This is a genomic window from Janthinobacterium sp. GW822-FHT07A03, assembly GCF_058798815.1.
In genome coordinates this window covers 531,207-555,838 of sequence record NZ_JBXAKW010000001.1, presented here as the reverse complement: position 1 = coordinate 555,838, position 24,632 = coordinate 531,207, and the positions used below count along the sequence as shown (strand labels likewise).

The following is a 24,632-nucleotide window of genomic DNA, read 5'->3' as shown; positions in this document are numbered from 1 at the left end:
AATGCAAAAAGCCCAACCGCTAAGGGCTGGGCTTTTCGATACTGCTGATGTTCTGGCTCCCCGACCTGGACTCGAACCAGGGACCTGCGGATTAACAGTCCGTCGCTCTACCAACTGAGCTATCAGGGAAAAGAGGCCGCATTCTATAGCGCAAATTTTCAGTTGTCCAGATTTACGCGAAAAAATTTATGCGCGGCGCCTCTCAGCCGGGATTTTCCTGCGGATGATAGTCGAACACGAGTACGCGGCCCAGCCATGGCTTAAGCAGCTCGACAAAAGCCTGGTGCGCCGCATGGGTCAGATACGCATCGCGCGCGCCCGTATCGGCAAAGCTCAAGCTGAAGCAATCGGTAAAGCCGTCATCGAGGCCTTCCGGGCTGACGTTCGGCCCCCATTCGAATTGCAGCACGCCGGGAATGCGGTTCTTAAGCTGGGAAAACTCATAGACCAGCTCGGCATGCTTGGCCGGTGTGATGTCCTCAAGAAAATCACACAGGACGATATGGCGCAGGGGAATGGAACAGGTCATGGTGGCAACTCTCCTATGGGGTTGCATTCAGGATAGCGCAAAACGGGAAAAGACACAGGCCGCGGCCCGCCATGGCGCCACTGCGGACGCGCTGCAGATATTTTTTATATGCAACATGTTATTCGGATAATATCCTACATGGACACTCCATACCTGCAAGCAACCATCCATACCAGCCCATGACAAAAAACAGCATACTGGCCGTGTTATTCATCGCCTTGATCCCATTTTATGCATGTAAAGCACAACCCGTTCCGCGTGCCATCGACGCGCTGCTGACTCCCGACATTGGCGGGATAAAGCAGTTTGTGGAAATCAAAACAGATGACTCCAACAAGCCTGCTCTTCTCTTTTTATCGGGCGGGCCGGGAAGTTCGATGATGAAGAATGCGGATGCGTTTACCGCCATCCTGAAAAAGAGATTTACGCTTGTGCAATGGGACCAGCGCGATGCGGGAAAAACCCTGAAACTGAATCCATCGCCAAGCCAGCCTTCCGTCGCGCAGATGGAACAGGACACGTACCAGGTCATCACGTTTCTACAAAAAGAGCTCAAGCAGGAAAAAATATACTTGCTGGGCAGTTCCTGGGGCAACGTCCTGGGCTTTTATATCGTCAAGCATCATCCGGAACTGCTGCATGCCTATTTCGCTTCCAATCCTGTCGTGAGCCAGCTGGAAAGCGAGAAAGAATTGCTGAAAACCTTGAAAGTCCATTTCAAGGACAATGCCGTCGCCAGCCAGGAACTGGACAGCGTCAGTTTCCCGTTTGCAAGTGACGAAAGCATGTTTTATTTAAGGAAATGGCTTTTTTACAAGGATGGCAAGGAATTTGCCACGAGCGAGGGCTTCAAGACGGGCTTTCTTCAATGGTCGAAAACCTGGTCGCCAGTCTGGAACGAAGTCATGAACATCGATCTGCCCAGGACCTTGAAGAGCGTTGACTGCCCCGTGTATTTCTTCGTCGGCAAAAACGATATCCAGACCTCGACCAGGATCACGCAAGCGTATTTTGAGACATTGAAGGCGCCAAAGAAGGGGCTGTTTTTCTTTGACCATTCCGGGCATCAAATTCACCAGGATGAACCGGTGCAGTTCCAGGAAGCCATCATCAAGACATTGGATGCGGCGCCGAAGTCCTGATACCACGCCCCGTCACGTGACGTCACTCCCGCAAGCCGACAGGCTGGCCTGGCCGCCGGCAATGCTGGCGGCGGCCTTGCGGATCAGCGTCGCCACCGCATGGGCTTGCGAAATGTAAATGGCATGGCTGCCGGCGACTTCGACCGCCTTCGAGCCCGCGCGTTCGGACATCTCGCGTTGCATCGCCGGTGCAATCATCTTGTCCTCGGTCGCGACCAGGTACCAGCTGGGCTTGCTCCTCCACGCTGGCGCGCTGACCACGCCGGTCAGCGCGGCCACTCCCCAGGGCACTTGCGATGCCGCCATGAAACGGGCCTTGTCCCTGGGCACATCGGCCGCGAAGGCGGCCGCAAACTTTTTCTGGTCGAGCAACAGGAAGCCATCGTGCGGCGGCAAGATCGGCGGCACCGGCGCGCCAGGCGGGGCATTCTTCAGCAAGGAATCGACAGACTCGCCTTGATCCGGCACAAACGCCGCGATGTAGACCAATGCCTTGACCTTGGGATCGTTCCCCGCTTGCGTGACCACGGCGCCGCCATACGAATGGCCGACGAGGACCACGGGACCCGGCGACGCGGCGATGACCCGCACGGTCGCGGCCACATCGTCCGCCAGCGATAGCGTTGGGTTTTGCACAATGGCAACGTGGCAACCCTCGTCACGCAGCGCCCGGTAAACGCCTTCCCAACCCGACCCATCGACAAAACCGCCATGCACGAGCACGATCGTTGCCGACCCAACACTTGTGACCTCATCCATTTCAGCCCCACCAGGAAGTTGAAGGCGATGACAGGCCTGCCGGCGCCTTGTCGCCTCCAGCATAGCGCCGGGCGCCGGGCGGCCTCTGCGCTGGATCAAGAGTGATGACACGGATGCCTCATGCAGGCTCTGAAACGCAAAAAGCCCAACCATAATGGCTGGGCTTTTCGATACTGCTGATGTTCTGGCTCCCCGACCTGGACTCGAACCAGGGACCTGCGGATTAACAGTCCGTCGCTCTACCAACTGAGCTATCAGGGAAAAGAGGCCGTATTATATAGGGCAAGCAAGCACATGTCCAGATTCCCATGGGAAATTCTTATGCCCGCCATGACGCCTGCGCCGGCGGCGCAAAAACAAAAAAGGCCACGTTTTTCAACGTGGCCTTCCGAATTCTGGCTCCCCGACCTGGACTCGAACCAGGGACCTGCGGATTAACAGTCCGTCGCTCTACCAACTGAGCTATCAGGGAAAAGAGGCAATATTATATGTCGCTTGCTCCATATTTGCAAGACTGATACTGCATCCTGGCAAACACGGCCATCGCCGACCTTCTACTGCCATCAGCGCCGCACTTGCATGCAGCGCCGAAGAAGCAAGATCTTAAAGCACTTTGGCGATCGCGTCAATAACGATGTCGATGTTGCGCGAATTCAATGCTGCCACGCAGATACGGCCCGTGTCGACGGCGTAGATCGATTGCTCGCGCAGCGATGCCACCTGCTCCTTGGTGAGACCGGAGTACGAGAACATGCCGATTTGCTGGCGCACGAATTCGAAGTCGTGGCCTGGCGCCTTGGCTTTCAGCTTTTCCACGAAGGCGTTGCGCATTTCGCGGATGCGCACGCGCATGCCGGCCAGTTCCTCTTCCCACAGCTGGCGCAGTTCCGGCGTGGCCAGAACGGTGGCAACCACCTTGCCGCCATGCGTAGGCGGGTTCGAGTAGTTGGTACGCACGACGCGCTTCAGCTGCGACAGCAGGCGGGCCGCCTCATCGGCGCTCGAGGCGACGACGCTCAGGGCGCCCACGCGCTCGCCGTACAGCGAGAACGATTTCGAGAACGAGTTCGACACCAGCAGCGGGCCGCCCGCGTCGGCAAAGCGGCGTACCACGGCGCCGTCTTCGGCGATGCCGTTGGCGAAGCCCTGGTAGGCCATGTCCAGGAACGGCACCAGGCCGCGCGACGTGACGACAGCGATGATCTGGTCCCACTGGGCGACGCTCAGGTCGGCGCCGGTCGGGTTGTGGCAGCAGGCGTGCAGCACGACGATGGAGCCGGCTGGCATGGCGTTCAGGCTGACCAGCATGCCGTCGAAGTTCACGCCATGGGTGGCGGCGTCGTAGTACGTGTAGTTATTCACAACGAAACCGGCGTTCTCGAACAGCGCGCGGTGGTTTTCCCAGCTCGGGTCGCTGATGTAGACCTGGGCACCCGGCGCAAAGCGCTGCAGGAAGTCGGCACCGATCTTCAGTGCGCCCGTGCCGCCGATGGCTTGCACGGTCACGGCACGGCGCTCTTGAATTACGGCGCTGTCGGCGCCAAATACGAGTTCTTGCACGGCCTTGTCGTAGGCAGCCAGGCCTTCGATCGGCAGATAGGTGCGTGGGGCGGCCTGTTCGATCAGGATGGCTTCCGCCTTGCGTACGCAAGCTAACAGAGGCACCTTGCCGTTGTCGTCATAATAGACGCCAACGCCCAGATTGATTTTGGCGGGATTCTGGTCCGCGTTAAATGCTTCGGTGATGCCCAGGATCGGGTCGCGTGGGGCCATCTCGATGGCGCTAAACAGACTGGCAGAAACAGTTGGGTTCGTCATGATAAGATTGGATTCGATTGGAAGCAGGTTCACAGCGGAGTTGTAGACAGCGCCCCAAAATACAACGCCAGGGCCGCCAGCAGAGCACTATTCTAACAAAGGTCTGATTCACATGCCCGAATTATCTACCGCCAGCGAGGCGGAAAGCGCAATTATCTCTTTCCCGGACTCCCCCTTCAAGCTGCACCAGCCCTTCCCTCCGGCCGGCGATCAGCCCACGGCAATCGCCCAGCTTTCCGAGGGGATTGCCGACGGACTGGCCTTCCAGACCCTGCTGGGCGTGACCGGTTCGGGCAAGACCTACACCATGGCCAACGTCATCGCGCGCATGGGCCGGCCCGCCATCGTCTTCGCGCCGAACAAGACGCTGGCAGCGCAGCTGTACAGCGAGTTCCGCGACTTTTTCCCGCAAAACGCGGTCGAATACTTCGTCAGCTACTACGATTACTACCAGCCGGAAGCCTACGTGCCGCAGCGCGACCTGTTCATCGAAAAGGATTCGTCGATCAACGAACATATCGAACAGATGCGTTTATCGTGCACCAAATCGCTGATGGAGCGGCGCGACGTCATCATCGTCGCCACCGTCTCGGCCATCTACGGTATCGGTAATCCGAACGAATACCACCAGATGATATTGACCCTGCGCGTCAAGGACAGGGTCGCCCAGCGCGACGTCATCGCGCGCCTGATCCAGATGCAATACACGCGCAACGAGGTCGATTTCGGCCGCGGCACCTTCCGCGTGCGCGGCGACACCATCGACATCTTCCCCGCCGAGCATGCGGAACTGGCCGTGCGCCTGGAAATGTTCGACGACGAGATCGAATCGATCCAGCTGTTCGACCCGCTGACGGGCCGCGTACGGCAAAAGATCCCCCGCTTCACCGTGTATCCGGGCTCGCACTACGTCACGCCCCGCTCCACCGTGCTGCGCGCCGTGGAAACCATCAAGGACGAGCTGCGCGAGCGCCTCGAGTTCTTCCGCAAGGAGAATAAGCTGATCGAAGAGCAGCGGCTGGAACAGCGCACGCGCTTCGACCTGGAAATGATGGCGGAGATCGGTTTTACCAAGGGTATCGAGAACTATTCGCGCCATCTGAGCGGAGCGCTGCCGGGCGAACCGCCGCCGACCCTGGTCGATTATCTGCCGCCCGACGCCCTGATGTTCCTCGACGAGTCGCACGTGCTGACGGGCCAGCTGAGCGCCATGTACAACGGCGACCGCTCGCGCAAGACCAACCTGGTCGACTACGGCTTCCGCCTGCCGTCGGCGCTCGACAACCGGCCCTTGAAATTCGAGGAATTCGAGCAGAAGATGCGCCAGACCGTGTTCGTCTCGGCCACCCCGGCCGAATACGAAAAGAACCATTCGGACCAGGTGGTCGAACAGGTGGTGCGCCCGACCGGCCTGGTCGACCCGCAAATCATCGTGCGCCCCGCCAGCACGCAGGTGGACGACCTGATGTCGGAAATCGTCGAGCGCATCAAGAAGGACGAACGCGTGCTGGTGACAACTTTGACCAAGCGCATGTCGGAGCAATTGACGGAATACCTGGGCGACCATGGCATCAAGGTGCGCTACCTGCACAGCGATATCGAGACGGTGGAGCGCGTGGAAATCCTGCGCGACCTGCGCCTGGGCACCTTCGACGTGCTGGTGGGGATCAACCTGCTGCGCGAGGGCCTGGACTTGCCGGAAGTGTCGCTGGTGGCCATCCTCGACGCGGACAAGGAAGGCTTTTTGCGTTCCGAGCGCAGCCTGATCCAGACCATCGGCCGCGCCGCGCGTAACCTGAACGGCACGGCGATCCTGTACGGCGACCGCATCACGGACTCCATGCGCCGCGCCATCGACGAGACGGAACGCCGCCGCGCCAAGCAGATCGCCTTCAATACGGCCAACAACATCATCCCGATCGGCGTGAAGAAATCGATCCGCGAAATGATCGACGGCGTCTACAGCCCGCAGGAAGCGCGCGAAACCCTGCAGGTGGCGCAGGAAGCGGCGAAGTTCGAAGCGATGAGCGAGAAGCAGGTGAGCAAGGAAATCAAGCGCCTGGAAAAACTGATGGTCGACCACGCCAAGAACCTCGAGTTCGAAAAAGCGGCGCAGGTGCGCGACCAGCTGCACATCCTCAAGCAGCAGCTGTTCGGCGCGCCCGGCACCGACAATGTGGCGTCGATACTGGGCAAATAAACCCCACGCGCTGGCATGGCGCAGGTCGGATTAGCTGGCTGACAGGCCAGCGCAATCCGACATCAGCACTTAAACCAACGCCAGCAATATTGTCGGATTACGCGGCTTCATGCTTTCACATCGTCGATATACGCACGGATGATGCTGGCGAAATCCGCATCGGCCGTCAAGCCCAGCGCCTCGGCGCGAGCCGTGTCCCAGGCGCCGGGCCAGCTCTTGACGATGCGCTCGACGGCCGGATCGGGCGCGTAGCTGATGCGCGCTGTTACCTCGCTGCCGGCCACTTCTTCCAACGCGGCGATCATCTCGCCCACGCTCACGCTCAAGCCCGGCAAGTTCACCGTGCGGCTGGCGCCAAAGGCCTCGCCCGCCAGTTCGTGGCCGGCGATCAGCGAGGCAATGGCGCCGCGCGGCGACAGCAGCCACAATCGCAAATCGGTGGACACGGGGCAGACGGCCGCCTCGCCATTCAACGGTTCGCGGATGATGCCGCTGGCGAACGAGGATGCCGCCTTGTTCGGCTTACCGGGACGCACGCTGATGGTCGGCAGCCGTAGCACGCGGCCATCGACAAAGCCGCGGCGGCTGTAGTCATTGAGCAGCAATTCGCCGATGGCCTTTTGCGCGCCGTACGACGACTGGGGATTCAGGGCCGTCGTATCCTGCACCACGTCCGGCAGCTTGCCGCCGTAGACGGCCACCGAGCTGGTGAAGACCACTTTCGGCTTGTGTCCCAGTTCGCGGCAGATATCGAGCAGCAAACGCGAGGCATCGAGGTTGATGCGCATGCCCAGCTCGAAATCGGCTTCCGCCTGGCCGCTGACGATGGCGGCCAGATGGAAGATCGACGCCGTCTGCGCATCGATGGTGGCCCGCATCAGCGTACCGTCGGCGATATCGCCCGTGACGACCTTGACACGCGCATCGTTGAAATCGTGCGCGGCCACCACGTCGACCAATACCAGCTCGCTGATCGTCTGCAACTGGCCGTGGCTGTCCGTCAGCCGGCCTTGCGCCAGCAACTGGCGCGCCAGGCGCTGTCCCAGGAAACCGGCGCCGCCGGTAATCAGTACTTTCATCTTCATGCTCCTTGTGTGTTGTTGTGTGCGGCGAGCCAGCCCAGGCCATCCTCGGTGCGCCCGCGCGGACGGTATTCGCAGCCGATCCAGCCCTCGTAGCCCAGCTCGTCGAGCAGCCTGAACAGATACGGGTAGTTGACTTCGCCATCGTCCGGTTCGTTACGGGCGGGGACGCTGGCGATCTGCACGTGGCCGATGCCGTCGAAGTTATTCTTGAACGTCATGGCGATATCGCCCTCGACGATCTGCGTGTGATAAAAATCCATCTGCACCTTGACGTTGGGCGCGCCCGATTCCAGGCGCAGCGCATGGCCCTGCGCCTGCGTGACGAGGAAGTAGCCGGGCATGTCGCGCCCGTTGATCGGTTCGATCAAGAGCTCGATGCCATGCTCGCCCACGGCTTTCGCCGCGTACCGCAGGTTGGCCAGGTAGGTGGCGCGGTGCAGATTGACGTCGGCACCCACGGGCAGCAGGCCCGCCATCATGTGCACGCGCGGGGTGCCCAGCGCCAGAGCATACGCGATGGCGCGCGCCACGCCGGCACGGAATTCCGCTTCGCGGCCCGGCAGCGAGGCGAGGCCCCGCTCACCGGCCGCCCAGTCGCCCGGCGGCAGGTTGAACAGCACGTTCCGCAGCTTGTTTTCGCGCAGCCAGCCGGCCACTTCCTGCGGCGCGTAATCGTAGGGGAACAGAAATTCGACGCCCTGGAAACCCGCTTGCGCGGCGGCGGCAAAGCGCTGCGGGAAAGGCACTTCATTGAACATCATGGTCAGGTTGGCGGCAAAACGGGGCATGCGTGTCTCCTTGAATTCTATAGTTCGAGTTTGAATGTCTGCTTCAGGTCCGCGATCTGCGCCGCGTCGAGCGGGCGCGTGGGCACGTCGCGCAGCAGCAGGAACAGCTTGGCCGTCTCTTCCAGTTCCTCGGCCGCATACACGGCCGCTTCCAGGCTGGTGCCCGACACGACGGGACCGTGATTGGCCAGCAGCACTGCCGAGTGCTTGCGCGCCATGGCGCCGATCGCGCCGGCCAGCGCCGGGTCGCCCGGACGGTGATACGGCACCAGCGGCAAGCGCCCTACCTTCATCACAAAATATGGCGTGAGCGGCGGGATGCAGTCGTCATGGTTCAAGCCGCACATGCACGACACTGCGGCCGAATGGGTCGAGTGCAGGTGCACGATGGCGCCCGCACTGCTCCGCTCTTCGTACATGGCGCGGTGCAGGAACGCTTCCTTGGACGGCGGCGCCCCGCTGATCAGCTTGCCGTCCCAATCGAGCTTGGACAGCTGCGCCGGATCGAGCCGGCCCAGGCTGGCGTTGGTCGGCGTCAGCAGCCAGCCGTCGGACAGGCGCACGCTCAGGTTGCCGCTGCTGCCCGCCGTCAAGCCCCGTTCGAACAGCGACTTGCCGAAGTCGACGATCAGCTCGCGCTGGCGCGATTCGGTGGCGCTCATGCCAGCACCTGCCAGGCCTTGCTGAAGAAATCGGCCGTACCGAAATTGCCGGACTTGAGAGCCAGCGCCAACGGCGCCCTGCCATCGTCCCCCGGCGCGGGCAAGGCTAGCGTCCACGGCACGCCGGGGTCGATCTCGGGGCCGATGCGCAAGCCCGCCACGCCCAGCGCCTTCACCACAGCGCCCGAGGTTTCGCCACCGGCGACGATCAACTGGCCCACGCCGAGGCGCACCAGGCCCTGCGCGATGGCGGCCAGGGTTTCCTCGACCAGGGCGCCGGCACGCTCCACGCCCAGCTGCGCCTGCACGGCGCGCACGGCGTCCGGCGTGGCCGTGGCATAGATCAAAATGGGACCTTGCGCCAGGTGCTGATTCGCCCAGGCCAGCGCCTGCGCCACGACGGCATCGACCACCTCGCCGCCCGCGGCCAGCTGCAAAGGGTCGACGTGGAAGGACGGCGCCAGTTCGCGCAGGTGCGCCACCTGCTGCTGCGTGGCCACGGAGCAGCTGCCCGAAATCACGGCGCGCAATCCGGACGCCGGCGGCAAGCGCCCCGCCTGTCCGGCATGCGAGGGCGACAACTGGCCCCGCTGGCGGAAATTCTGCGGCAGTCCCAGCGCGATGCCGGAGCCGCCCGTGATCAGTTTCAGATCCGCGCAGGCGGCGCCGATGGCTTCCAGATCGCGGTTCGACACGGCATCGACGACGGCAAAATGGCAGCCCTGGCCGCGCAAGTCCGTGAAGCGCTGGGCGATGGCGGCCGCGCCCTTCTCCACCACACTGTAATCGGCCAGGCCCACCTTGGCCTGCACCTGCTGCTGCAGCACGCGCACCAGATTCGAATCCGTCATCGGCGTCAGGGGGTGATCACGCATACCGGATTCGGCCAGCGGCACGTCGCCGACGAACAGGTTGCCCTTGTAGATGGTGCGGCCATTCGCGGGAAACGCGGGGCAGGCAATCGTGAAGTCCGTGCCCAGCGCCCGCATCAGCGCTTCCGCCACGGGGCCGATATTGCCGCGCGGCGTGGAGTCGAACGTGGAGCAGTACTTGAAGTAGAACTGGCGGCATCCGGCTTGCTGCAGCCAGGCCAGCGCGGCCAGCGATTCGGCCACCGCCTCGTCCGGCGCATTCGTGCGCGACTTGAGCGCGATGACGACGGCATCGACATCGGCTGGCGGCGGACCTTGCGGCACGCCGATCAGCTGCACCGTGCGCATGCCGGCCTTGACCAGCATGCCGGCCAAGTCGGTGCCACCCGTGAAATCGTCGGCGATACATCCCAGTAATACAGTCATGATGGTTCCTTTTGATTCAGTTACGCTTTCGCCGGCAGATCGATACCGGGGAAAGTTTTAATCACGGCCGAGTCGTCCTCGCCGCCAAAGCCTGCCGCCGACGCCTGCATGAACATCTGGTGCGCCGTGGCCGACAGGGGCAGTGGAAAGACGCTCTTTTTCGCGTAATCGAGCACGATGCCGAGGTCTTTCACGAAAATGTTCACGCTTGATAACGGCGTATAGTCGCCCTTCAAGATGTGCGGCACCCTGTTCTGGAACATCCACGAACTGCCGGCGCTGTTCGAAATCACTTCGTACAGCGCGTCCGGGTCGCAGCCGGCGCGCAAGCCCAGCGCCATCGCTTCGGCGGCGGCGGCGATGTGCACGCCGGCCAGCAGCTGGTTGATCATCTTGACTTTGGACCCCTGCCCCGGCCGTTCGCCCAGGCGGTACAACTTTACACAGATGGCGTCAAAAATGCCCGCGCAGGCGTCGAACGCGTCGGGCGCCCCGGCCGCCATCACGGACATCTCGCCGGCTTGCGCCTTGGCCGCGCCGCCGGAAATGGGCGCGTCGATGAAGCGCAGTCCCATGGCCGCCAGGCGCGCACCCAGCGCTTCGGCAAATTCGGGCGCCACGGTGGCGCAGGCGATGACCACGCCGCCCGGCGCCAGGGCGCTGGCAGCACCGTGCTCGCCAAACAGCACGGCTTCCGTCTGCTGCGCATTGACGACGACGATCAGCAAGGCCTGCACCTGCGCCGCCAGCGCGGCCGGCGATTGCGCCGCATGGGCGCCCTTGTCGACCAGCGTTTGCACGGTTTCCGGGCGCACGTCGCAGGCATGCACGTCAAAGCCCGCGCGCAGCAACGATTGCGCGATGCCCATGCCCATGGCGCCCAGGCCGATCACGCCCACTTTTTTCATTTCCACGTTCATCTGCTACTCCAGTCTTATTTGTTCACCAGCTTGGCCGGCACGCGCATGATGATGAACGCGCCGATCACCAGGATGCCGGCCAGCAGGTAGATGGCGATGTCGGTCGATTGCGTCAGGTCCTTGATCGAACCAATCATGTACGGCGCCGCGAAGCCGGCCAGGTTGCCCACCGAATTGATGGCGGCGATGCCCGCGGCGGCCGAGACGCCACCGAGGAAAGCCGTCGGCAGGCTCCAGAACATGGGCGAGGCGGCCAGGATGCCGCCGGCGGCGATCGTCAGGAAGAAGATGGCCCAGCCCGTGTTGTGGGCACCGGCCAGCGCGCTGCAAACGATGGCGGCGGCGCCGACCACCAGCGGGATGGCCATGTGCCAGCGGCGTTCGCGATATTTGTCCGAGCTGCGGCCCAGCAGGATCATCGACGCCACGGCCACCGAATACGGGATCGCCGTGAACAGGCCGATATTGAGCACGCCCGTCACGCCCGCCGCCTTGATCAGGCTGGGCAGCCAGAAGGTCAGCGAATACTGGCCCATCACGCAGCAGAAATAAATCAGGGCCATGACCCAGATGCGCGGGTCGGCGAACATGGCGCGGATCGACGGATGCGATACCTTGCCCTGGGCTTCCGTGGCGATGCGCTGCTCGAGGATGACTTTTTCGTCTTCCGTCAGCCACTTCGCGGCGCGGATGCTGTTGTCCAGGTACAGCAGCACGGCCACGCCCATCAGCGCGGCGGGTATCGCTTCGAGCACGAACATCCACTGCCAGCCCGCATAGCCGTGCCAGCCGGCGAAGGTTTCCATGATCCAGCCCGACAGGGGGCCGCCGATCAGGCCCGCCACGGGAATGGCGGCCATGAAGGTGCACACCATGCGCGCGCGGCGCTCGGACGGATACCAGTAGGTCAAATAGAGAATGATGCCGGGGAAGAAGCCCGCCTCGGCGATGCCGAGCAGGAAGCGCATCACGTAGAACTGGGTCGGCGTGGTGACGAACATGAAGGCGCCCGAAATGATGGCCCAGGTGATCATGATGCGGGCGATCCACACGCGTGCGCCGATCTTGTGCAGCATCACGTTGCTGGGCACTTCGAACAGGAAGTAGCCGAGGAAGAACACGCCGGCGCCCAGGCCGTACACGGTTTCGGAAAACTGCAGATCGGCCAGCATCTGCAGCTTGGCGAAGCCCACGTTAACGCGGTCGAGGTAGGCGACGATGTAACACAGCATGAGGAAGGGAATGATGCGCCAGGTCACCTTGCGGTAGACGGCGTCGTCGATGGTTTTCTGGCCTGCGGCCACGCCGGCCGCCTGCCCGGGCAATGCTTGTGATACATCCATGCTTGTCTCCTGATCGCTGGGGGATCGACCGTGCCGGGTTTTTATGGTCCACCGGAGGTGGCTGGCAACTTGTCTAAAATTTGTATGGATGTATATTATGTGTGTGTTTTACGTGTGTCAAGCTGTATATTCCATATAATGGCAAGCAGGCAAGCCCGCATAAAAACCGCTAGCACAAGGATGCACCCGATGGACCGCACGTTCCGCTTTACCCTTCCCCCGCCGGAGCCCGCCGCGGGCAGTTTCACCACCGGCACCCTGGGTGCGCGGGTGGCGGCACGGCTGCGCCAGCAAATCCACAACGACGGCCTGGCCGGCGGCACGCGTCTGCCGTCCGAGCAAGCCATGGCCAGCCACTTCGGCGTCAGCCGCACGGTGCTTCGCGAAGCCATCGCCCTGCTGCAGGCGGACGGCATCGTCGCCACGCGCAAGGGCAGCGGCACGTTCGTCTGTGCGCAGGATGGCGCGAAGACGGGCGAACGGGGCGACGAGCTGACGGAGCAGTCCGTGCAGTCGCTGCTGAACCTGATCGAGGTGCGCCAGGGACTGGAAGCGGAAATCGCCGCGCTGGCGGCCGTGCGGCGCACGCCGGGCCAGCTGGCCGACATCGAACACGCGCTGCGCCGCATCGAGGAAGCCGTGGCGGCCGGCGTCGACGGCGTGGAAGAAGACGTGCGCCTGCACCTGTGCATCGCCGAAGCGACGGGCAACCCCTATTGGCCGAAATTCGTCGCCATGTTCGCCGACCCGATCCGCTCGGCCGTGAAGGTGACGCGCGCGAATGAAGCGCGGCGCACGGACTTTTCCATCGAGGTGCGGCGCGAACATGAAAAGATCGTACAGGCGATCGCCGATGGCGACCCGCAGCGGGCGCGCCAGGCGGCCATGGAACACATGCAGCATGCGGCCGAGCGCGTGCGCCTGGCCGACCGCGAATTCTGGCGCGGCGACGGCGGCGCGCTGGCGCGCACGCTGGGCCGCGATCCCATCATGCAAAAATAAAGTCCGGGCCCTCGATTCTCCTGCGCTGCGCTGCAGCGCTCATGCCCGCCGCCCCTGCTTTCCTATGCTCGCGCTCATCATGTCGAACAGGGTGCGCGACGCGGGCGGCATCGCGTGCTGATGCCGGCTGATCAAGCCCAGCGTGCGCTTGACGGCGGGATTGACGAGCGGCACGCCGACCACCGCGCCTTGCCGCTCCGGCAAAATGGACAGCCCCGGCACTGCTGCCACGCCCAACCCCGACTCCACCAGCGCCAAGATGCCTGACACGTGGTTGATCTCGCACGAGATCCACGGATGCTTTTCCACGCCGGCCAGCGCCGCGTCGAGCAGGCTGCGGTTGCCGCTCGACTTGGCCACCGAGATATAGCGTTCGTCGACGGTATCCTTCCAGCTCAGCTTCTTGCGCTTGGCCAGCCTGTGATCGGCCCGCATCGCCAGCACGTAGGTCTCGACATAGATGGGCTGGAAATGAATCTCCGGATTTTCCGCGCCGGTAAAGCTGATGCCGAAATCCGCCTCGCCTGCCAGCACGAGGTTAAGCACATCCTGCGCGCTTTCGTCATGCACGCGCACGCGGATTTTCGGAAACTGCGCGCTGAAGCGCTTGAGCACGTCCGGCAGGAAGTGCCACACGGCCGAAGGCACGCAGGCGAACGTCACCGTCCCCGTGCGGTGCGCGGCCAGGTCGGCCACTCCCAGCACGGCATCTTCCAGGCCGTTGAGCGCATCGCGCACGTTCACCAGGAACACCTGCCCCACATTGGTCAGCTGTACGCGCCGTGTGGTGCGCTCGAACAGCTTGACTCCCAGCGCATCCTCGAGTTTTTCAATGCGGCGGCTGAGCGCCGGCTGCGACAGGAACAGGTCGGCCGCGGCCTGGCGAAAGCTGTTGCGCTCCGCCACGGCCACGAAGGCCTGCAAATCATGAAGCTCGTAATTGATGCGTGACATGCATTAATCCTCGGAAAAATTGCAATTATCAAATTATGCCATTTCAACGATGATGGAATCCTACTGATGAGCCTCGCCAAGAAGGCCTGAACTGAAAAAGGAGACATGACGCGACACCATTCTACGTTCGCGCTTTTACTGGCGGCCGGCGGCGCGACGCTGCCGGCGTCACGGAAACACACCTCAACAACCGCCACGGCACGGGCTTGACACCCCGCCTCATGAAAAAATTTTAACATCAGGAGAACCATCATGCCTCAGCATACTCTGCTGCAAACCTCGCGCCCGCTGCTCGCGGCGCTGGTGCTGCTCGCCGCAGGCGCGGCGCATGCCGCCGACATCCGCGTGGTCAGCTCGGGCGGCTTCGCCCAGGCCTACAAAAACCTGGCGCCCGCCTACGAACGCGCCAGCGGCGACCATCTGCTGTCCGAATGGGGTCCGTCGATGGGCAGCACCAAGAATGCGATCCCGGCACGCCTGGCACGCGGCGAGCCAATCGACGTGGTCATCATGGTGGGCGACGCGCTCGACAAGCTGATGCAGGAAGGCCGTCTGGTCCCAGGCAGCAAGGTGGTCCTGGCCAATTCGCCGATTGCCTGCGCCGTGCGCCACGGCGCGGCAAAGCCCGACATCAGCACCACCGAGGGCTTGCGCAGCGCTTTCCTGCAGGCGCACAAGGTGGCCTATTCGGACAGCGCCAGCGGCGAATACATCGAGAAGCAACTGATGAAGACACTGCACATCGCGGAGCAGATGCAGGGCAAGGCCGCGAAAATTCCCGCCACCCCCGTCGGCGAAATCATCGCACATGGCGAGGCCGATTTCGGCTGCCAGCAGCGCAGCGAGCTGCTGCCGGTCCAAGGCATCGACATCGTCGGCCTGCTGCCGCCGGAAGTGCAGCTGATGACGCAGTTTTCGGCGGCGCTGGTCCCGGGCGGCAAGGAACCGGAAGCCGGACGCGCCTTGCTGCGCTTTCTCGCCGCCCCTGCCAACGCCGGCGCGATCGAAGCGACCGGGCTGCAGCCGGCATCGGCGCCAGCGACAGCAACGCACTAGGCTACGTCACTCATCTTTCATCAATAGGTAAATCATGGCCATTCCATCGACCGCCGCACCCCTCGCCGAGCCGACAGCGCCACGCGCACAGGCACGCCCTCCCTCGCGCATCGCCACCGTCATCCGGGTGACGAGCGGGAACTTCATCGAAATGTACGATTTTTTCCTGTTCGGCTTTTACGCGACGTATATTGCCAAGGCCTTCTTCCCCGCCACCAGCGAATACGCGGCCCTGATGATGACCTTCGCCACCTTCGGCGCGGGATTTTTCATGCGGCCGCTGGGCGCCATCATCCTCGGCAGCTATATCGACCGCATCGGCCGCCGCAAGGGACTGGTGCTGACCCTGACCATCATGGCTTCCGGCACGGCGCTGATCGCCTTCGTGCCCGGCTATGCAACCATCGGGCTGCTGGCGCCGTTCCTCGTGCTGATCGGGCGCTTGCTGCAAGGCTTCTCCGCCGGCGTGGAGCTGGGCGGCGTATCTGTCTACCTGTCCGAGATGGCAACGCCGGGCAACAAGGGCTATTACGTCAGCTGGCAATCGGCCAGCCAGCAGGTCGCCATCATCTTTTCCGCCGCGCTCGGCTACTTTCTCAACGAGACCCTGAGCAAGGAATTCATCGCGGACTGGGGCTGGCGCATCCCGTTCTTCATCGGCTGCTCCATCATCCCGGTGGTGTTCTACATCCGCCGTTCGCTGCAGGAGACCGAGGCCTATCTGACGCGCAAGTCGCATCCGACGTTCCGCCAGATGCTCAGGACCATCAGCCTCAACTGGCCGCTGGTCGTCGCGGGAACGATGCTGATCGTGCTCACGACGGTGGCGTTCTACCTGATCACCGTCTACACGCCGACCTTCGGCAAGAACGTGCTCAAACTGAACACCGAGGAAAGCCTGCTCGTCACGCTGTGCATCGGCCTGTCGAACTTCCTCTGGCTGCCCGTCATGGGCGCGCTGTCCGACCGCATCGGGCGCTGGCCCATCATGGCCATGTGCTCGGCGCTGCCGGTGCTGACCGCGTATCCGGCCTTGTCCTGGCTCGTCGCCCATCCCAGTTTCGACCACATGCTCATGGTGGAATTGTGGCTGTCCTTCCTCTACGGCAGCTACAACGGGGCCACCATCGTCGCGCTGACGGAAATCATCCCGGCCAGCATCAGAACCACGGGCTTTTCGCTGGCCTACAGCCTGGCCACCGCGCTGTTCGGCGGCCTGACGCCGCTGGTGTCGACCCTGCTGATCGAGAGCACCGGCGACAAGGCAGCGCCAGGCTACTGGATGGCGGGCGCTGGCGCCATCAGCCTGCTGGCGACGTGGCTGATCTATCGCGGCATCGTCAAGGAGCGCCATCCAGTCCCGGCTTGAACCAGTCCGGCCTGGCCACACGGCGCATTACGGCCAGGCTGGCCGGCGCATGTGGAACAGGCTGTCCGGTCCGATCTCAAAATAATCGGCCGGACCGCCGCCGCGCAATATCGGCGCAGCGGCGGCCGTGTCGTACACGCCATCGGTCAGCAAGTGGCGCGCAATGTGCACGCCCACCACTTCCCCCAGCACCAGCCAGCTGCCCACGCCTTCCCCGTTCACGCCCTGCAGTTCGATGATCTGCGTGCGCCGGCATTCGAAGGACACGGGGCTTTCCGCCACGCGCGGCACATGCACGATGCGCGAGGCGGCCGGCGTCAGGCCGGCCAGCGCGAATTCGTCGACCTCGGGCGGTGCCGGCGCGCAGCTGGCGTTCATGGCCGCTGCCAGCGGACGCGTCGCCAGATTCCAGACGAACTCTCCGGTCTCTTCGATATTGCGCAAGGTATCCTTGCGGCCGATGCTGGAAAAACCGATCAGCGGCGGGTGGTAATTGAAGGCATTGAAAAAGCTGTACGGCGCCAGATTCAGCACGCCGTCTGCACTGCGCGAGGCGATCCAGCCGATGGGCCGCGGTCCGACGATGGAGTTGAACGGGTCATGCGGCAGGCCGTGGCCCTTCGCAGGTTCATAAAAATGGATGGGATCGGCCACGCGGATTCCTGAAGTGAGAAGCGCCGCGAAGCGGGCGCCTAGAATGACAGCTTAACAAAATCATCGCACGGGCGCGCTTTCCAGTACCGTGGGGGGCGTAATCTGCGTTCTGCCCGAAACCTGTTTACAGCGCTGTTGCAAATTTGCATACTGGTGTCACCTTCATCACGGGAAGCGTTGAACCGATGAGCACCGACCTTGCCCCACATGCGCATGATTTTTTACTCAGCCGGCGCCCCCAGGGCCGCTACATCGCTGCGCTTGTGCTGCTGCACCTGGCGCTGTTCTGGGCGGCCACACGGCCGTTGCACAGGGGAATCGAACGTGACGGCCGGGTCTGGCTGCAACTGATGCCGCCCTTGCCGCCGGCAAGAGGAGTCGCGCCCCCCATCGAGCGCGATCCACCGCCCCCACGCCTGCCAGCCCGCCACGCCAGCGCGCCGATCATGTCGCCTCCCAAGGACGCAGTTCCCCCAGCGCCGCCGGTATTTACGCAAAACAAACCACAAGACAATGCCCTGCTCGCGGAACCGGCGCCTGCCGCGCCAAGAATGGAGTCCAGCTCGCTGGCACAACAGGCCTTGCTGGCAGCCGGCGCCATCGACCGCCAGCTGCGCGCCGAGCATCCGCAGGAGTTCGTGGCGCCAGCCGATACGGCGCAGACGCGCCTGGCGAAAGGCTTCGCGGCAGCGCATGCGGCGGTCAAGCCGAAGTGGTTCGAAGCGGCCCGCATCGAATTGTGGAGCGCGCCGAACGACCCCAAGCGCATCTACCGCGTCGTCACGGCGACCGGAGAATATTGCATCTACATGCCGGACAAGGGCAACATGACGCTGAACCTCAGCGCGCGATCCGGCTATGCCGGTTTCGGCGAAGGAACGGCGGCGCCTTGTCCCATCCGGTTTTAAAGGTCACGCTCCTGCGCGGCAGCCGCAAATTGCTGCGCCCAGGCGTGCGCTCCGGCCACGTCCATCTGCAAGCTGGCATAGGATTTTTTCGGCAGCTCATCTCAGCATCGCGCGGCATGTGCCTGATACGTGTGGCGTGGCGCACGCAACGCCACAATTGTGTAGCCCGCATCCCCGGGCCTCGCTTATGATGGGCCAACTCAACCATTATCATTCCGCTACCGCCATGCCTATCCTCACGCTGCACCAGAAAGTGTTCTTGCTCCTGCTGAGCATCGTCACCATCGGCTTCGGCTGGATACTGGCGCCGTATGCGGGCGCCATCTTCTGGGGCGTGGTGCTGGCGATCCTGTTCGCGCCCGTCTACCGCTGGCTCCTGGTCAAAACCCGTGGCCGCGCCGGCCTCGCGTCGCTGCTGACTTTGCTGTTGATCATCGTCATCGTCATCCTGCCGCTGTCGCTCATTTCCGTGTCGCTCGTGAACCAGGCGGCCAGCGTCGTGGAGATGGTGCGTTCGGGCGAAATCACGGTCGGCATGTTCTTCAATAAAATCATGGCGGTGCTGCCGCAATGGCTGATCAACCTGCTCGACCGCTTCAACCTGACCAGCCTGGCCAGCCTGCAGGACAAGCTGGCCGATGGCGCCAAGCAGGTGAGCCAGGTGGTGGCCGTCAAAGCCATCAATGTGGGCCTGTACACGTTCGAATTCCTCACCAGCCTGTGCATCATGCTGTACCTGCTGTTTTTCCTCATGCGCGATGGCTCGAGCCTGTCTGCCCGCATCAAGGCCGCCGTGCCGCTGAGCCGCAAGTACAAGCAGCGCCTGTTCACCAATTTCACCACGGTGATCCGCGCCACGGTGAAGGGCAACATTCTCGTGGCGATCGCCCAGGGCGCCCTCGGCGGCCTGGCGTTCTGGTTCCTGGACGTGCCGGCGCCCCTGCTGTGGGCAGTGCTGATGGCCTTCCTGTCGCTGCTGCCGGCCGTCGGCGCCGCCCTCGTCTGGGCACCCGTGGCAGTCTACTTCCTGGCCACCGGCGCCATCTGGCAAGGCGCAGGCCTGGCCGCCTTCGGCGTCTTCGTCATCGGCCTGGTCGACAACGTGCTGCGTCCCATCCTGGTGGGCAAGGACACGAAGATGCCCGACTACGTGGTGCTGCTGTCGACCGTCGGCGGCATGGCCCTGTTTGGCCTGAACGGCTTTGTCATCGGCCCCGTGGTGGCGGCCCTGTTCATCGCCTCGTGGGACCTGTTCGTCTCGGCCAGCGAATTCCAGGCCGAGGATTAAGGCCTGGCACCAGGCGGCCGGCATCGCATCGCCATCCCATTCTGCAGAAATAATCGTCCAGAATCCGGCGCTGCCGGCAGCGCCGCTTGCGCTTCCCGCAACAGGCCGGAACAGCCTGGCGGCAGAGTGTCCGTCGGTGCCGGCCAGCCCCGGCGACTATCCACATGAGACCGCATTTCATATCGACTATCATGTTGCAGTAGTGTGCATTTAGCAACAAATCAGAAAATATAGTTTTTGACGCAGTGGGCGCCGCGGCGTAGTGTCGGCCCTCCCGACAACCACGTAATGAGGAGCTTCCCATGGCAAATCCACTGTGCTTAATGATGCCGGTACTGCCCGGCACCAATCCGATTTCCATCGCCGCAGCGTTGCAGGAATACCAGGCGAAGATCAATGCCGCCCTCACCGATATTGGTACCGTGCACTTTGCCCGCTTCACCCTGCTTGACCGCTCCCAGGCCAATCTGCTGCCCAACATTAACTCGGCGGGCGCTTCCAACACCCTGGTCATCGGCGTCATCACCGAGTACGACGGCAGTTTCAACGGCTACATCGAGGATTTCGTGGCCCAGCTGGGCGAGGTATTCGACGCGCTGCTGCAGTTTGTCGTGGGCGGCAAGGCGCTGATGCCTGTAGCCAACCATGTGGCCGCATTTGAAGCCTTCATCACCGCCAACGACGCCGCGCAGCACGTGCCCAATAACGGCCTGTATAGCGCCTATCCGCAGACCGTCCAGCAAATCCTCGCTTCAGTCTGAACTTGACACCACGCCGGGGCTGCGCAAGCGGCCCCACCACCCTGCCGGTCACAACCCCAGCCCCCGGAGAGACAGCATGGCCGATCCCACCATCGATTACGACGACGTGCAAGGCACGATCCTGCGCGGCTACCGCGTCAACCTGGCGCGCCATTTCATCCTCAGCATCACGGATGCGGCGCAGGCGCGGCGCACCATCGCGGCCCTGCTCGACGGCAGCGACGGACTGCCGTCGATAACCACGGCGCGCCATATCCATCCCAAGCCGCCCTGCTTCCTGAACCTCAGCTTTACCGCTCCCGGCCTGTCCGCGCTGGGCGTTGCTGCGGCCGACCTGGCCACCTTTGACCAGGCATTCCGACGGGGCGCGGCCGACCCGGCCAGCATCGCCGCCGTGGGCGACGTGGGCGACAGCGCCCCCGAACACTGGCTTGGTAACCTGGGGCCGGCCACCCAGCATGGCCAGGTGCATGCGCTGCTGAGCCTATGGGTCAGCGAATCGGCGGACGTGCTGCAGGAGACCTCGGCCACACTACGCCGCGCCTTTGCCGCTGGCTGGCGTGAACTGTATGCACACGACGGCATGGCCCTGCCAGGCAACCGCGTGCATTTCGGCTACCGCGACAGCATCGCCCAGCCGGACGTCGATGGCGCCCCGCAGCGCAAGCACGAGCATGAACCCGATCCGCTCAACAGCGTCAAGACGGGGGAATTCCTGCTTGGCTATCCGAATGAAAACGGCGGCACCTACCAGGTGCAGCCGCCGCAACTGTCCACCAATGGCAGCTATGCCGCCTTCCGCATCCTGGAGCAGGACGTGCCCCTGTTCGACAGCATCCTGAGCCAGGGCTCGGCCAGTTCCGGGCTCAGCACCGAGATGCTGGCCGCCAAGATGTGCGGGCGCTGGCGCAACGGCAATCCACTGGTGCTCAGGCCGGACGAGGCCGGCCCCGTGCTGCCGGACGACAGCCTGAACCGCTTTCACTATGTCGATGGCGCACAGCCGGAACTGGATGACACGCTGGGACTGAAATGCCCGGTCGGCGCGCATATCCGGCGCAACAATCCGCGCGACGAAGGCGTCGTGGGCACCTCCGCCCGCCACCACCGCATCGTGCGGCGCGCCATGCCCTACGGTAGCGAATATGATCCGGCCGCACCCATCGCGCAGCAGCGCGGCCTGGTCGGCTATTTCATCAATGCCAGCCTGCGCAATCAATTCGAATTCCTGATGGAGCAATGGAACGACGACGATGCCTTCGTCAAATCGGCCGTCGGTCCGGCCGGTCCCGAGGCGGGCAATGCCACGTTCAATATCAGCGGCCAGGACGTGTTTTTGGGAGTCAACGACCCGGCCGTCAGCTCCTTTACCCTGCCCGGCGTGGGCCCCAAGGGCAGCGGCAATACAAAACTGCAGCATTTCTCGCGCAGTGTCATCACACGGGGCGGCGTGTATTGCTTCTTCCCCAGCATCACGGGATTGCGCTACCTGGCGAGCCTCGGTTAGACGGCGGGCGAGCCAGGAATGCAAGCGGGAACGGCCCGTGCACGAACGGCCCGGACCGCTTGCATTGATCCTGTGATTGCACTATCGTTGCTGCACGCGCGTGTTGCCAACCTTGCACAGGAGATCCCACCGTGTCGCTGATCCTCTACGGCCATCCCTTTTCCTCGTACACGCAAAAGGTGCTCATCGCCCTGTACGAGAACGCCATACCGTTCGATTTCCGCTGCCTGGCGCAGGACATGCCGCAGCACCTGCAGCAGTGGCTGGAGCGCTGGCCGCTGCGCAAGTTTCCCCTGCTGGTGGATGGGGAGCGCAACGTCGCCGAGACCAGCATCATCATCGAATACTTGCAACTGGCCCATCCCGGCCCGCTGCGCCTGCTGCCGGACGACGCCATGCAGGCGCTGGACGTGCGCTTTCTCGACCGCTATTTCGACCTGCACGTCATGACGCCCGTGCAGCATGCGGTCGGTGCCGCCCTGACTGGCGACCCGGCGAAGACCCGCGAAGGCCGCGCGTTTGCCGGCGACAAGCTGGACCTCGCCTACGCCTGGCTGGAAACCCACCTGGCCGGCAAGACTTGGGCCGCCGGCGACCACTTCAGCCTGGCCGACTGCGCCGCCGCTCCCTCGCTGTTTTACGCGGATTGGACGCAGCCGATTCCCGCCACGCTGCCCCTGCTGCGCGCCTACCGCGCGCGCCTGCTGGCCCGTCCATCGTTCGCCCGCGCGGTGGAAGAGGCACGCCCGTACCGCCACCTCTTCCCCCTGGGGGCGCCGCAACGCGACTGATCCTGTTCAGGCAAACACGGGGCGGAAAAAACTGCGCTCGTAGCTGACGATGCAGCGCGTCTCTTCGGCGTAGCGGAAGGCGGCCTGGCATTCGGCGTCCTGCATCGAATCAGTGCGGTACTGCTCGTACAAGGCCAGGTTGGGGAACGAGAACATGGCCAGCGCCACGTTGCTGGCGCCTTCGGACGGCAAAAAGTAGCCGTGGTGCTGGCCACCGAAGCGTTCGACCAGCGGTATCCACAGCTTGCCGTAGGCTTCGAATTCCCGCAATTTGTACGGGTCGATGATGTAGCGCAAATAACAGGTAATCATGCGGTTTCCTTGTGAACGTTCAGATCCATGAGCATGCCAGACTCCCAGGAGCCGATGGCGGCAAGTGGCAAGCCGGGCAAAAAATCCAGCGCGCAGGGATACATCAAAGCGTGTTGTGTCAGCACGTCGAGGCCCGGCCAGCCATAAAACAGCAGCTTGCCCTTGCCGATGCGTCCCAGCGCGCTGCCGTCGGGCAGCCAGCGCAGGGCGTTGCCCGTGCCGCCACCCGCCTCCACCGGCACCGTGGCCAGCCGGCGTCCATCGGCCAGCGCATATACCGACAGGAACTCCTCGCCGCCCGCGTGATGCAGCGCGGCCAGAGACTCCCCGTCCGGCGACGGCGCGCACGACGTCAGTCCTGGCAGCGACAGCACCACGCGGCGGCCGCCCGCCTGCAGGGGCCAATCCCACACGCTGCAGTAGTCGGGCGGCTGCACCTGCCCCTCGTCCACCGATTTGACGCCGTGCTGGACCAGCAAGCGCCGCCCGCCATCGATGGCGTAGACAGCCCGCAGCATCTCGCCCGGGTGCTCCTGCATGAAGCGCACTTCGCCCGTTTGCGCGTCGCGCACGCGCAGCCGGCCATCCCAGCCGCCGTCGGCAAGATACCGGCCGCACGGCGACCACGCGGGGCCGCAGCCTTCGCCATCCTTTTTATTCTGGAAGTTCAGCAGCAGTTGCCCCGATGCCGCCTCCACCACGGCCAGCTGGCCCGTGGTGCTCTTGATGGCCTGCCGGCCGCCATCGGGAGAAAATGCCATGCCCGACATGTGCGCGATGAATTTGCCGCGCCACAGTTTCTGGCGCGCCGCCACGTCCCACAGGACCAGGTCGCGCCCCAGCACGGCCAGGCGCACGCCATCGGGCGAAAACTGCACGCCGTAGCTGCAGCCCAGCTTCAGGGGCTTGCGCGTTGCCGTCATGGGCGGGCCAGGCGGTAGACCACGCTGTCGATATCGTAATGGCGTTCCATGCCCACGTACTGCATGCCCAGGCGCGTCATGACCTTGATCGATGCAGCGTTGTCCGGGTGAGCCACGGCCACCACTTCCGGTGCGCCGACGACGTCGAACGCATGCGCGACGATGGCGGCAGCCGCTTCGCTGGCATAGCCCTGGCCCCAGCCCGTGCGCGCCAGGCGCCAGCCGATTTCATGCGGGTTGTTTTTGTCGCCATCGAGATGCTGCAGGCAGGCCATGCCCACCATCTCGCCATCATCGAGCCGTATCAGCGCCCACCACGAATAGCCCCACTCGATCCAGCGGCCCGTGATGCGCTTGACAGCCGCGCGTGTATTTTCTTCCGTCTCGGGCTGGCCCGCGTTCAGGTAGGTCATCACCTCGGGATCGGTGTTGAGCGTGCGCATGCGCTCGTAGTGGCTCTCGTTGATCGGTTCCAGGCGCAGGCGCGCCGTCGTCAGTATGGTCATCGCATTTCCTTGGACGAAAAAAAAGACGATACACGATCGTCTTTTTTTTGCAAGCGC

The 24,632-nt window shown here is 63.4% G+C and carries 24 protein-coding genes and 3 tRNA genes; 10 read left to right on the top strand and 17 right to left on the bottom strand.

Annotation, left to right across the window (positions count from 1 at the left end):
* Nucleotides 1-53: 53 nt before the first annotated feature.
* Both AC1RJW_RS02520 and AC1RJW_RS02515 read right to left on the bottom strand, forming a co-directional pair.
* A tRNA-Asn gene (locus AC1RJW_RS02520) sits at nt 54-129 on the bottom strand.
* A gap of 73 nt (nt 130-202) precedes the next feature.
* Entirely contained in the window at nt 203-529 is a 327-nt protein-coding gene (locus AC1RJW_RS02515; protein ID WP_475415444.1) for a Dabb family protein, read from the bottom strand.
* A gap of 179 nt (nt 530-708) precedes the next feature.
* On the opposite strand from AC1RJW_RS02515, the gene AC1RJW_RS02510 reads away from it, so the two are divergent.
* Complete coding sequence (locus AC1RJW_RS02510) at nt 709-1,671, top strand: alpha/beta fold hydrolase (protein WP_493043172.1); 963 nt, start codon at nt 709-711, stop codon at nt 1,669-1,671.
* A gap of 12 nt (nt 1,672-1,683) precedes the next feature.
* Here the strand turns inward: AC1RJW_RS02510 and AC1RJW_RS02505 are convergent, their stop codons facing one another.
* The 4 genes from AC1RJW_RS02505 to AC1RJW_RS02490 form a co-directional block, all read right to left on the bottom strand.
* Nucleotides 1,684-2,430, bottom strand: coding sequence for an alpha/beta hydrolase (locus AC1RJW_RS02505; protein WP_493043169.1), 747 nt, complete (start codon nt 2,428-2,430; stop codon nt 1,684-1,686).
* A gap of 185 nt (nt 2,431-2,615) precedes the next feature.
* Nucleotides 2,616-2,691: transfer RNA gene (locus AC1RJW_RS02500), tRNA-Asn, on the bottom strand.
* Nucleotides 2,692-2,826: 135 nt separating this feature from the next.
* Nucleotides 2,827-2,902: transfer RNA gene (locus tag AC1RJW_RS02495), tRNA-Asn, on the bottom strand.
* Nucleotides 2,903-3,033: 131 nt separating this feature from the next.
* Nucleotides 3,034-4,248 carry an amino acid aminotransferase gene (locus AC1RJW_RS02490; protein ID WP_493043168.1) on the bottom strand — a complete coding sequence of 405 codons (1,215 nt, stop codon included), beginning with the start codon at nt 4,246-4,248 and terminating at the stop codon, nt 3,034-3,036.
* A gap of 112 nt (nt 4,249-4,360) precedes the next feature.
* Here AC1RJW_RS02490 and uvrB point away from each other — a divergent pair, with 112 nt between their 5' ends.
* Nucleotides 4,361-6,448 carry an excinuclease ABC subunit UvrB gene (gene uvrB / locus AC1RJW_RS02485; protein WP_493043166.1) on the top strand — a complete coding sequence of 696 codons (2,088 nt, stop codon included), beginning with the start codon at nt 4,361-4,363 and terminating at the stop codon, nt 6,446-6,448.
* 107 nt (nt 6,449-6,555) lie between these two features.
* On the opposite strand, the gene denD is transcribed toward uvrB, so the two are convergent.
* From denD to AC1RJW_RS02455, 6 genes are read right to left on the bottom strand one after another with little or no spacing between them, the layout of a single operon-like run.
* A complete protein-coding gene (gene denD / locus AC1RJW_RS02480) occupies nt 6,556-7,527 on the bottom strand; it encodes a D-erythronate dehydrogenase (RefSeq protein WP_493043164.1) in 972 nt (323 codons plus the stop codon).
* A 2-nt stretch (nt 7,528-7,529) separates the two neighbouring features.
* A complete protein-coding gene (otnI, locus tag AC1RJW_RS02475) occupies nt 7,530-8,321 on the bottom strand; it encodes a 2-oxo-tetronate isomerase (RefSeq protein ID WP_493043163.1) in 792 nt (263 codons plus the stop codon).
* A 17-nt stretch (nt 8,322-8,338) separates the two neighbouring features.
* A complete protein-coding gene (gene otnC, locus AC1RJW_RS02470; protein WP_493043162.1) occupies nt 8,339-8,983 on the bottom strand; it encodes a 3-oxo-tetronate 4-phosphate decarboxylase in 645 nt (214 codons plus the stop codon).
* Nucleotides 8,980-10,281, bottom strand: coding sequence for a 3-oxo-tetronate kinase (otnK, locus tag AC1RJW_RS02465; RefSeq protein WP_493043159.1), 1,302 nt, complete (start codon nt 10,279-10,281; stop codon nt 8,980-8,982). Before otnK ends, otnC begins: the two co-directional genes overlap by 4 nt.
* 20 nt (nt 10,282-10,301) lie before the next feature.
* A complete protein-coding gene (gene ltnD, locus AC1RJW_RS02460) occupies nt 10,302-11,201 on the bottom strand; it encodes an L-threonate dehydrogenase (RefSeq protein ID WP_493043156.1) in 900 nt (299 codons plus the stop codon).
* 14 nt (nt 11,202-11,215) lie between these two features.
* Nucleotides 11,216-12,544 carry an MFS transporter gene (locus tag AC1RJW_RS02455; protein WP_493043154.1) on the bottom strand — a complete coding sequence of 443 codons (1,329 nt, stop codon included), beginning with the start codon at nt 12,542-12,544 and terminating at the stop codon, nt 11,216-11,218.
* Nucleotides 12,545-12,733: 189 nt separating this feature from the next.
* Between AC1RJW_RS02455 and AC1RJW_RS02450 the strand changes: the two genes are divergently transcribed.
* On the top strand, nt 12,734-13,546 hold the full coding sequence (locus tag AC1RJW_RS02450) for a FadR/GntR family transcriptional regulator (protein WP_070221971.1): 813 nt from the start codon (nt 12,734-12,736) through the stop codon (nt 13,544-13,546).
* A gap of 39 nt (nt 13,547-13,585) precedes the next feature.
* On the opposite strand, the gene AC1RJW_RS02445 is transcribed toward AC1RJW_RS02450, so the two are convergent.
* Nucleotides 13,586-14,500 carry a LysR family transcriptional regulator gene (locus AC1RJW_RS02445; RefSeq protein ID WP_493043152.1) on the bottom strand — a complete coding sequence of 305 codons (915 nt, stop codon included), beginning with the start codon at nt 14,498-14,500 and terminating at the stop codon, nt 13,586-13,588.
* 252 nt (nt 14,501-14,752) lie between these two features.
* On the opposite strand from AC1RJW_RS02445, the gene AC1RJW_RS02440 reads away from it, so the two are divergent.
* Together AC1RJW_RS02440 and AC1RJW_RS02435 are read left to right on the top strand one after the other, a co-directional pair.
* Nucleotides 14,753-15,556: a substrate-binding domain-containing protein gene (locus AC1RJW_RS02440; RefSeq protein WP_493043148.1), complete on the top strand. Its 804-nt coding sequence runs from the start codon at nt 14,753-14,755 to the stop codon at nt 15,554-15,556.
* Nucleotides 15,557-15,590: 34 nt separating this feature from the next.
* Nucleotides 15,591-16,925: an MFS transporter gene (locus AC1RJW_RS02435; protein ID WP_493043146.1), complete on the top strand. Its 1,335-nt coding sequence runs from the start codon at nt 15,591-15,593 to the stop codon at nt 16,923-16,925.
* A 27-nt stretch (nt 16,926-16,952) separates the two neighbouring features.
* Here AC1RJW_RS02435 and AC1RJW_RS02430 read toward each other — a convergent pair whose 3' ends face one another.
* Nucleotides 16,953-17,579, bottom strand: a complete 627-nt coding sequence (locus tag AC1RJW_RS02430) for a flavin reductase family protein (protein ID WP_493043143.1) — start codon at nt 17,577-17,579, stop codon at nt 16,953-16,955.
* A gap of 185 nt (nt 17,580-17,764) precedes the next feature.
* On the opposite strand from AC1RJW_RS02430, the gene AC1RJW_RS02425 reads away from it, so the two are divergent.
* From AC1RJW_RS02425 to AC1RJW_RS02405, 5 genes are all read left to right on the top strand, one after another.
* Nucleotides 17,765-18,487: a hypothetical protein gene (locus tag AC1RJW_RS02425; protein ID WP_493043140.1), complete on the top strand. Its 723-nt coding sequence runs from the start codon at nt 17,765-17,767 to the stop codon at nt 18,485-18,487.
* Between the two features lie 226 nt (nt 18,488-18,713).
* Nucleotides 18,714-19,775, top strand: a complete 1,062-nt coding sequence (locus AC1RJW_RS02420) for an AI-2E family transporter (RefSeq protein ID WP_493043138.1) — start codon at nt 18,714-18,716, stop codon at nt 19,773-19,775.
* A 302-nt stretch (nt 19,776-20,077) separates the two neighbouring features.
* Nucleotides 20,078-20,536 carry a hypothetical protein gene (locus AC1RJW_RS02415; RefSeq protein ID WP_099411643.1) on the top strand — a complete coding sequence of 153 codons (459 nt, stop codon included), beginning with the start codon at nt 20,078-20,080 and terminating at the stop codon, nt 20,534-20,536.
* Nucleotides 20,537-20,612: 76 nt separating this feature from the next.
* A complete protein-coding gene (locus AC1RJW_RS02410; RefSeq protein ID WP_493043135.1) occupies nt 20,613-22,043 on the top strand; it encodes a Dyp-type peroxidase in 1,431 nt (476 codons plus the stop codon).
* 131 nt (nt 22,044-22,174) lie between these two features.
* Nucleotides 22,175-22,834 carry a glutathione S-transferase family protein gene (locus tag AC1RJW_RS02405; protein WP_493043133.1) on the top strand — a complete coding sequence of 220 codons (660 nt, stop codon included), beginning with the start codon at nt 22,175-22,177 and terminating at the stop codon, nt 22,832-22,834.
* Between the two features lie 6 nt (nt 22,835-22,840).
* On the opposite strand, the gene AC1RJW_RS02400 is transcribed toward AC1RJW_RS02405, so the two are convergent.
* The 3 genes from AC1RJW_RS02400 to AC1RJW_RS02390 are packed head-to-tail and all read right to left on the bottom strand — an operon-like array spanning nt 22,841 to nt 24,575.
* Nucleotides 22,841-23,146, bottom strand: a complete 306-nt coding sequence (locus tag AC1RJW_RS02400) for an NIPSNAP family protein (RefSeq protein WP_493043132.1) — start codon at nt 23,144-23,146, stop codon at nt 22,841-22,843.
* On the bottom strand, nt 23,143-24,069 hold the full coding sequence (locus tag AC1RJW_RS02395; protein ID WP_493043130.1) for a WD40 repeat domain-containing protein: 927 nt from the start codon (nt 24,067-24,069) through the stop codon (nt 23,143-23,145). The genes AC1RJW_RS02400 and AC1RJW_RS02395 overlap by 4 nt, the downstream gene beginning before the upstream one ends.
* Nucleotides 24,066-24,575, bottom strand: coding sequence for a GNAT family N-acetyltransferase (locus AC1RJW_RS02390; protein ID WP_493043128.1), 510 nt, complete (start codon nt 24,573-24,575; stop codon nt 24,066-24,068). The genes AC1RJW_RS02395 and AC1RJW_RS02390 overlap by 4 nt, the downstream gene beginning before the upstream one ends.
* Nucleotides 24,576-24,632 lie beyond the last annotated feature (57 nt).

Bases quoted from the DNA above. Each gene is read 5' to 3' on its own strand.
- AC1RJW_RS02490 (WP_493043168.1), bottom strand. From the start codon at position 4,248: ATGACGAACCCAACTGTTTCTGCCAGTCTGTTTAGCGCCATCGAGATG.
- AC1RJW_RS02425 (WP_493043140.1), top strand. From the start codon at position 17,765: ATGAGCACCGACCTTGCCCCACATGCGCATGATTTTTTACTCAGCCGG.
- AC1RJW_RS02515 (WP_475415444.1), bottom strand. From the start codon at position 529: ATGACCTGTTCCATTCCCCTGCGCCATATCGTCCTGTGTGATTTTCTT.
- AC1RJW_RS02510 (WP_493043172.1), top strand. From the start codon at position 709: ATGACAAAAAACAGCATACTGGCCGTGTTATTCATCGCCTTGATCCCA.
- AC1RJW_RS02390 (WP_493043128.1), bottom strand. From the start codon at position 24,575: ATGACCATACTGACGACGGCGCGCCTGCGCCTGGAACCGATCAACGAG.
- AC1RJW_RS02455 (WP_493043154.1), bottom strand. From the start codon at position 12,544: ATGGATGTATCACAAGCATTGCCCGGGCAGGCGGCCGGCGTGGCCGCA.
- AC1RJW_RS02395 (WP_493043130.1), bottom strand. From the start codon at position 24,069: ATGACGGCAACGCGCAAGCCCCTGAAGCTGGGCTGCAGCTACGGCGTG.
- otnC (WP_493043162.1), bottom strand. From the start codon at position 8,983: ATGAGCGCCACCGAATCGCGCCAGCGCGAGCTGATCGTCGACTTCGGC.
- AC1RJW_RS02420 (WP_493043138.1), top strand. From the start codon at position 18,714: ATGCCTATCCTCACGCTGCACCAGAAAGTGTTCTTGCTCCTGCTGAGC.
- AC1RJW_RS02505 (WP_493043169.1), bottom strand. From the start codon at position 2,430: ATGGATGAGGTCACAAGTGTTGGGTCGGCAACGATCGTGCTCGTGCAT.
- otnK (WP_493043159.1), bottom strand. From the start codon at position 10,281: ATGACTGTATTACTGGGATGTATCGCCGACGATTTCACGGGTGGCACC.
- AC1RJW_RS02415 (WP_099411643.1), top strand. From the start codon at position 20,078: ATGGCAAATCCACTGTGCTTAATGATGCCGGTACTGCCCGGCACCAAT.
- AC1RJW_RS02435 (WP_493043146.1), top strand. From the start codon at position 15,591: ATGGCCATTCCATCGACCGCCGCACCCCTCGCCGAGCCGACAGCGCCA.
- AC1RJW_RS02440 (WP_493043148.1), top strand. From the start codon at position 14,753: ATGCCTCAGCATACTCTGCTGCAAACCTCGCGCCCGCTGCTCGCGGCG.
- AC1RJW_RS02450 (WP_070221971.1), top strand. From the start codon at position 12,734: ATGGACCGCACGTTCCGCTTTACCCTTCCCCCGCCGGAGCCCGCCGCG.
- denD (WP_493043164.1), bottom strand. From the start codon at position 7,527: ATGAAAGTACTGATTACCGGCGGCGCCGGTTTCCTGGGACAGCGCCTG.
- AC1RJW_RS02400 (WP_493043132.1), bottom strand. From the start codon at position 23,146: ATGATTACCTGTTATTTGCGCTACATCATCGACCCGTACAAATTGCGG.
- AC1RJW_RS02410 (WP_493043135.1), top strand. From the start codon at position 20,613: ATGGCCGATCCCACCATCGATTACGACGACGTGCAAGGCACGATCCTG.
- ltnD (WP_493043156.1), bottom strand. From the start codon at position 11,201: ATGAACGTGGAAATGAAAAAAGTGGGCGTGATCGGCCTGGGCGCCATG.
- AC1RJW_RS02445 (WP_493043152.1), bottom strand. From the start codon at position 14,500: ATGTCACGCATCAATTACGAGCTTCATGATTTGCAGGCCTTCGTGGCC.
- otnI (WP_493043163.1), bottom strand. From the start codon at position 8,321: ATGCCCCGTTTTGCCGCCAACCTGACCATGATGTTCAATGAAGTGCCT.
- uvrB (WP_493043166.1), top strand. From the start codon at position 4,361: ATGCCCGAATTATCTACCGCCAGCGAGGCGGAAAGCGCAATTATCTCT.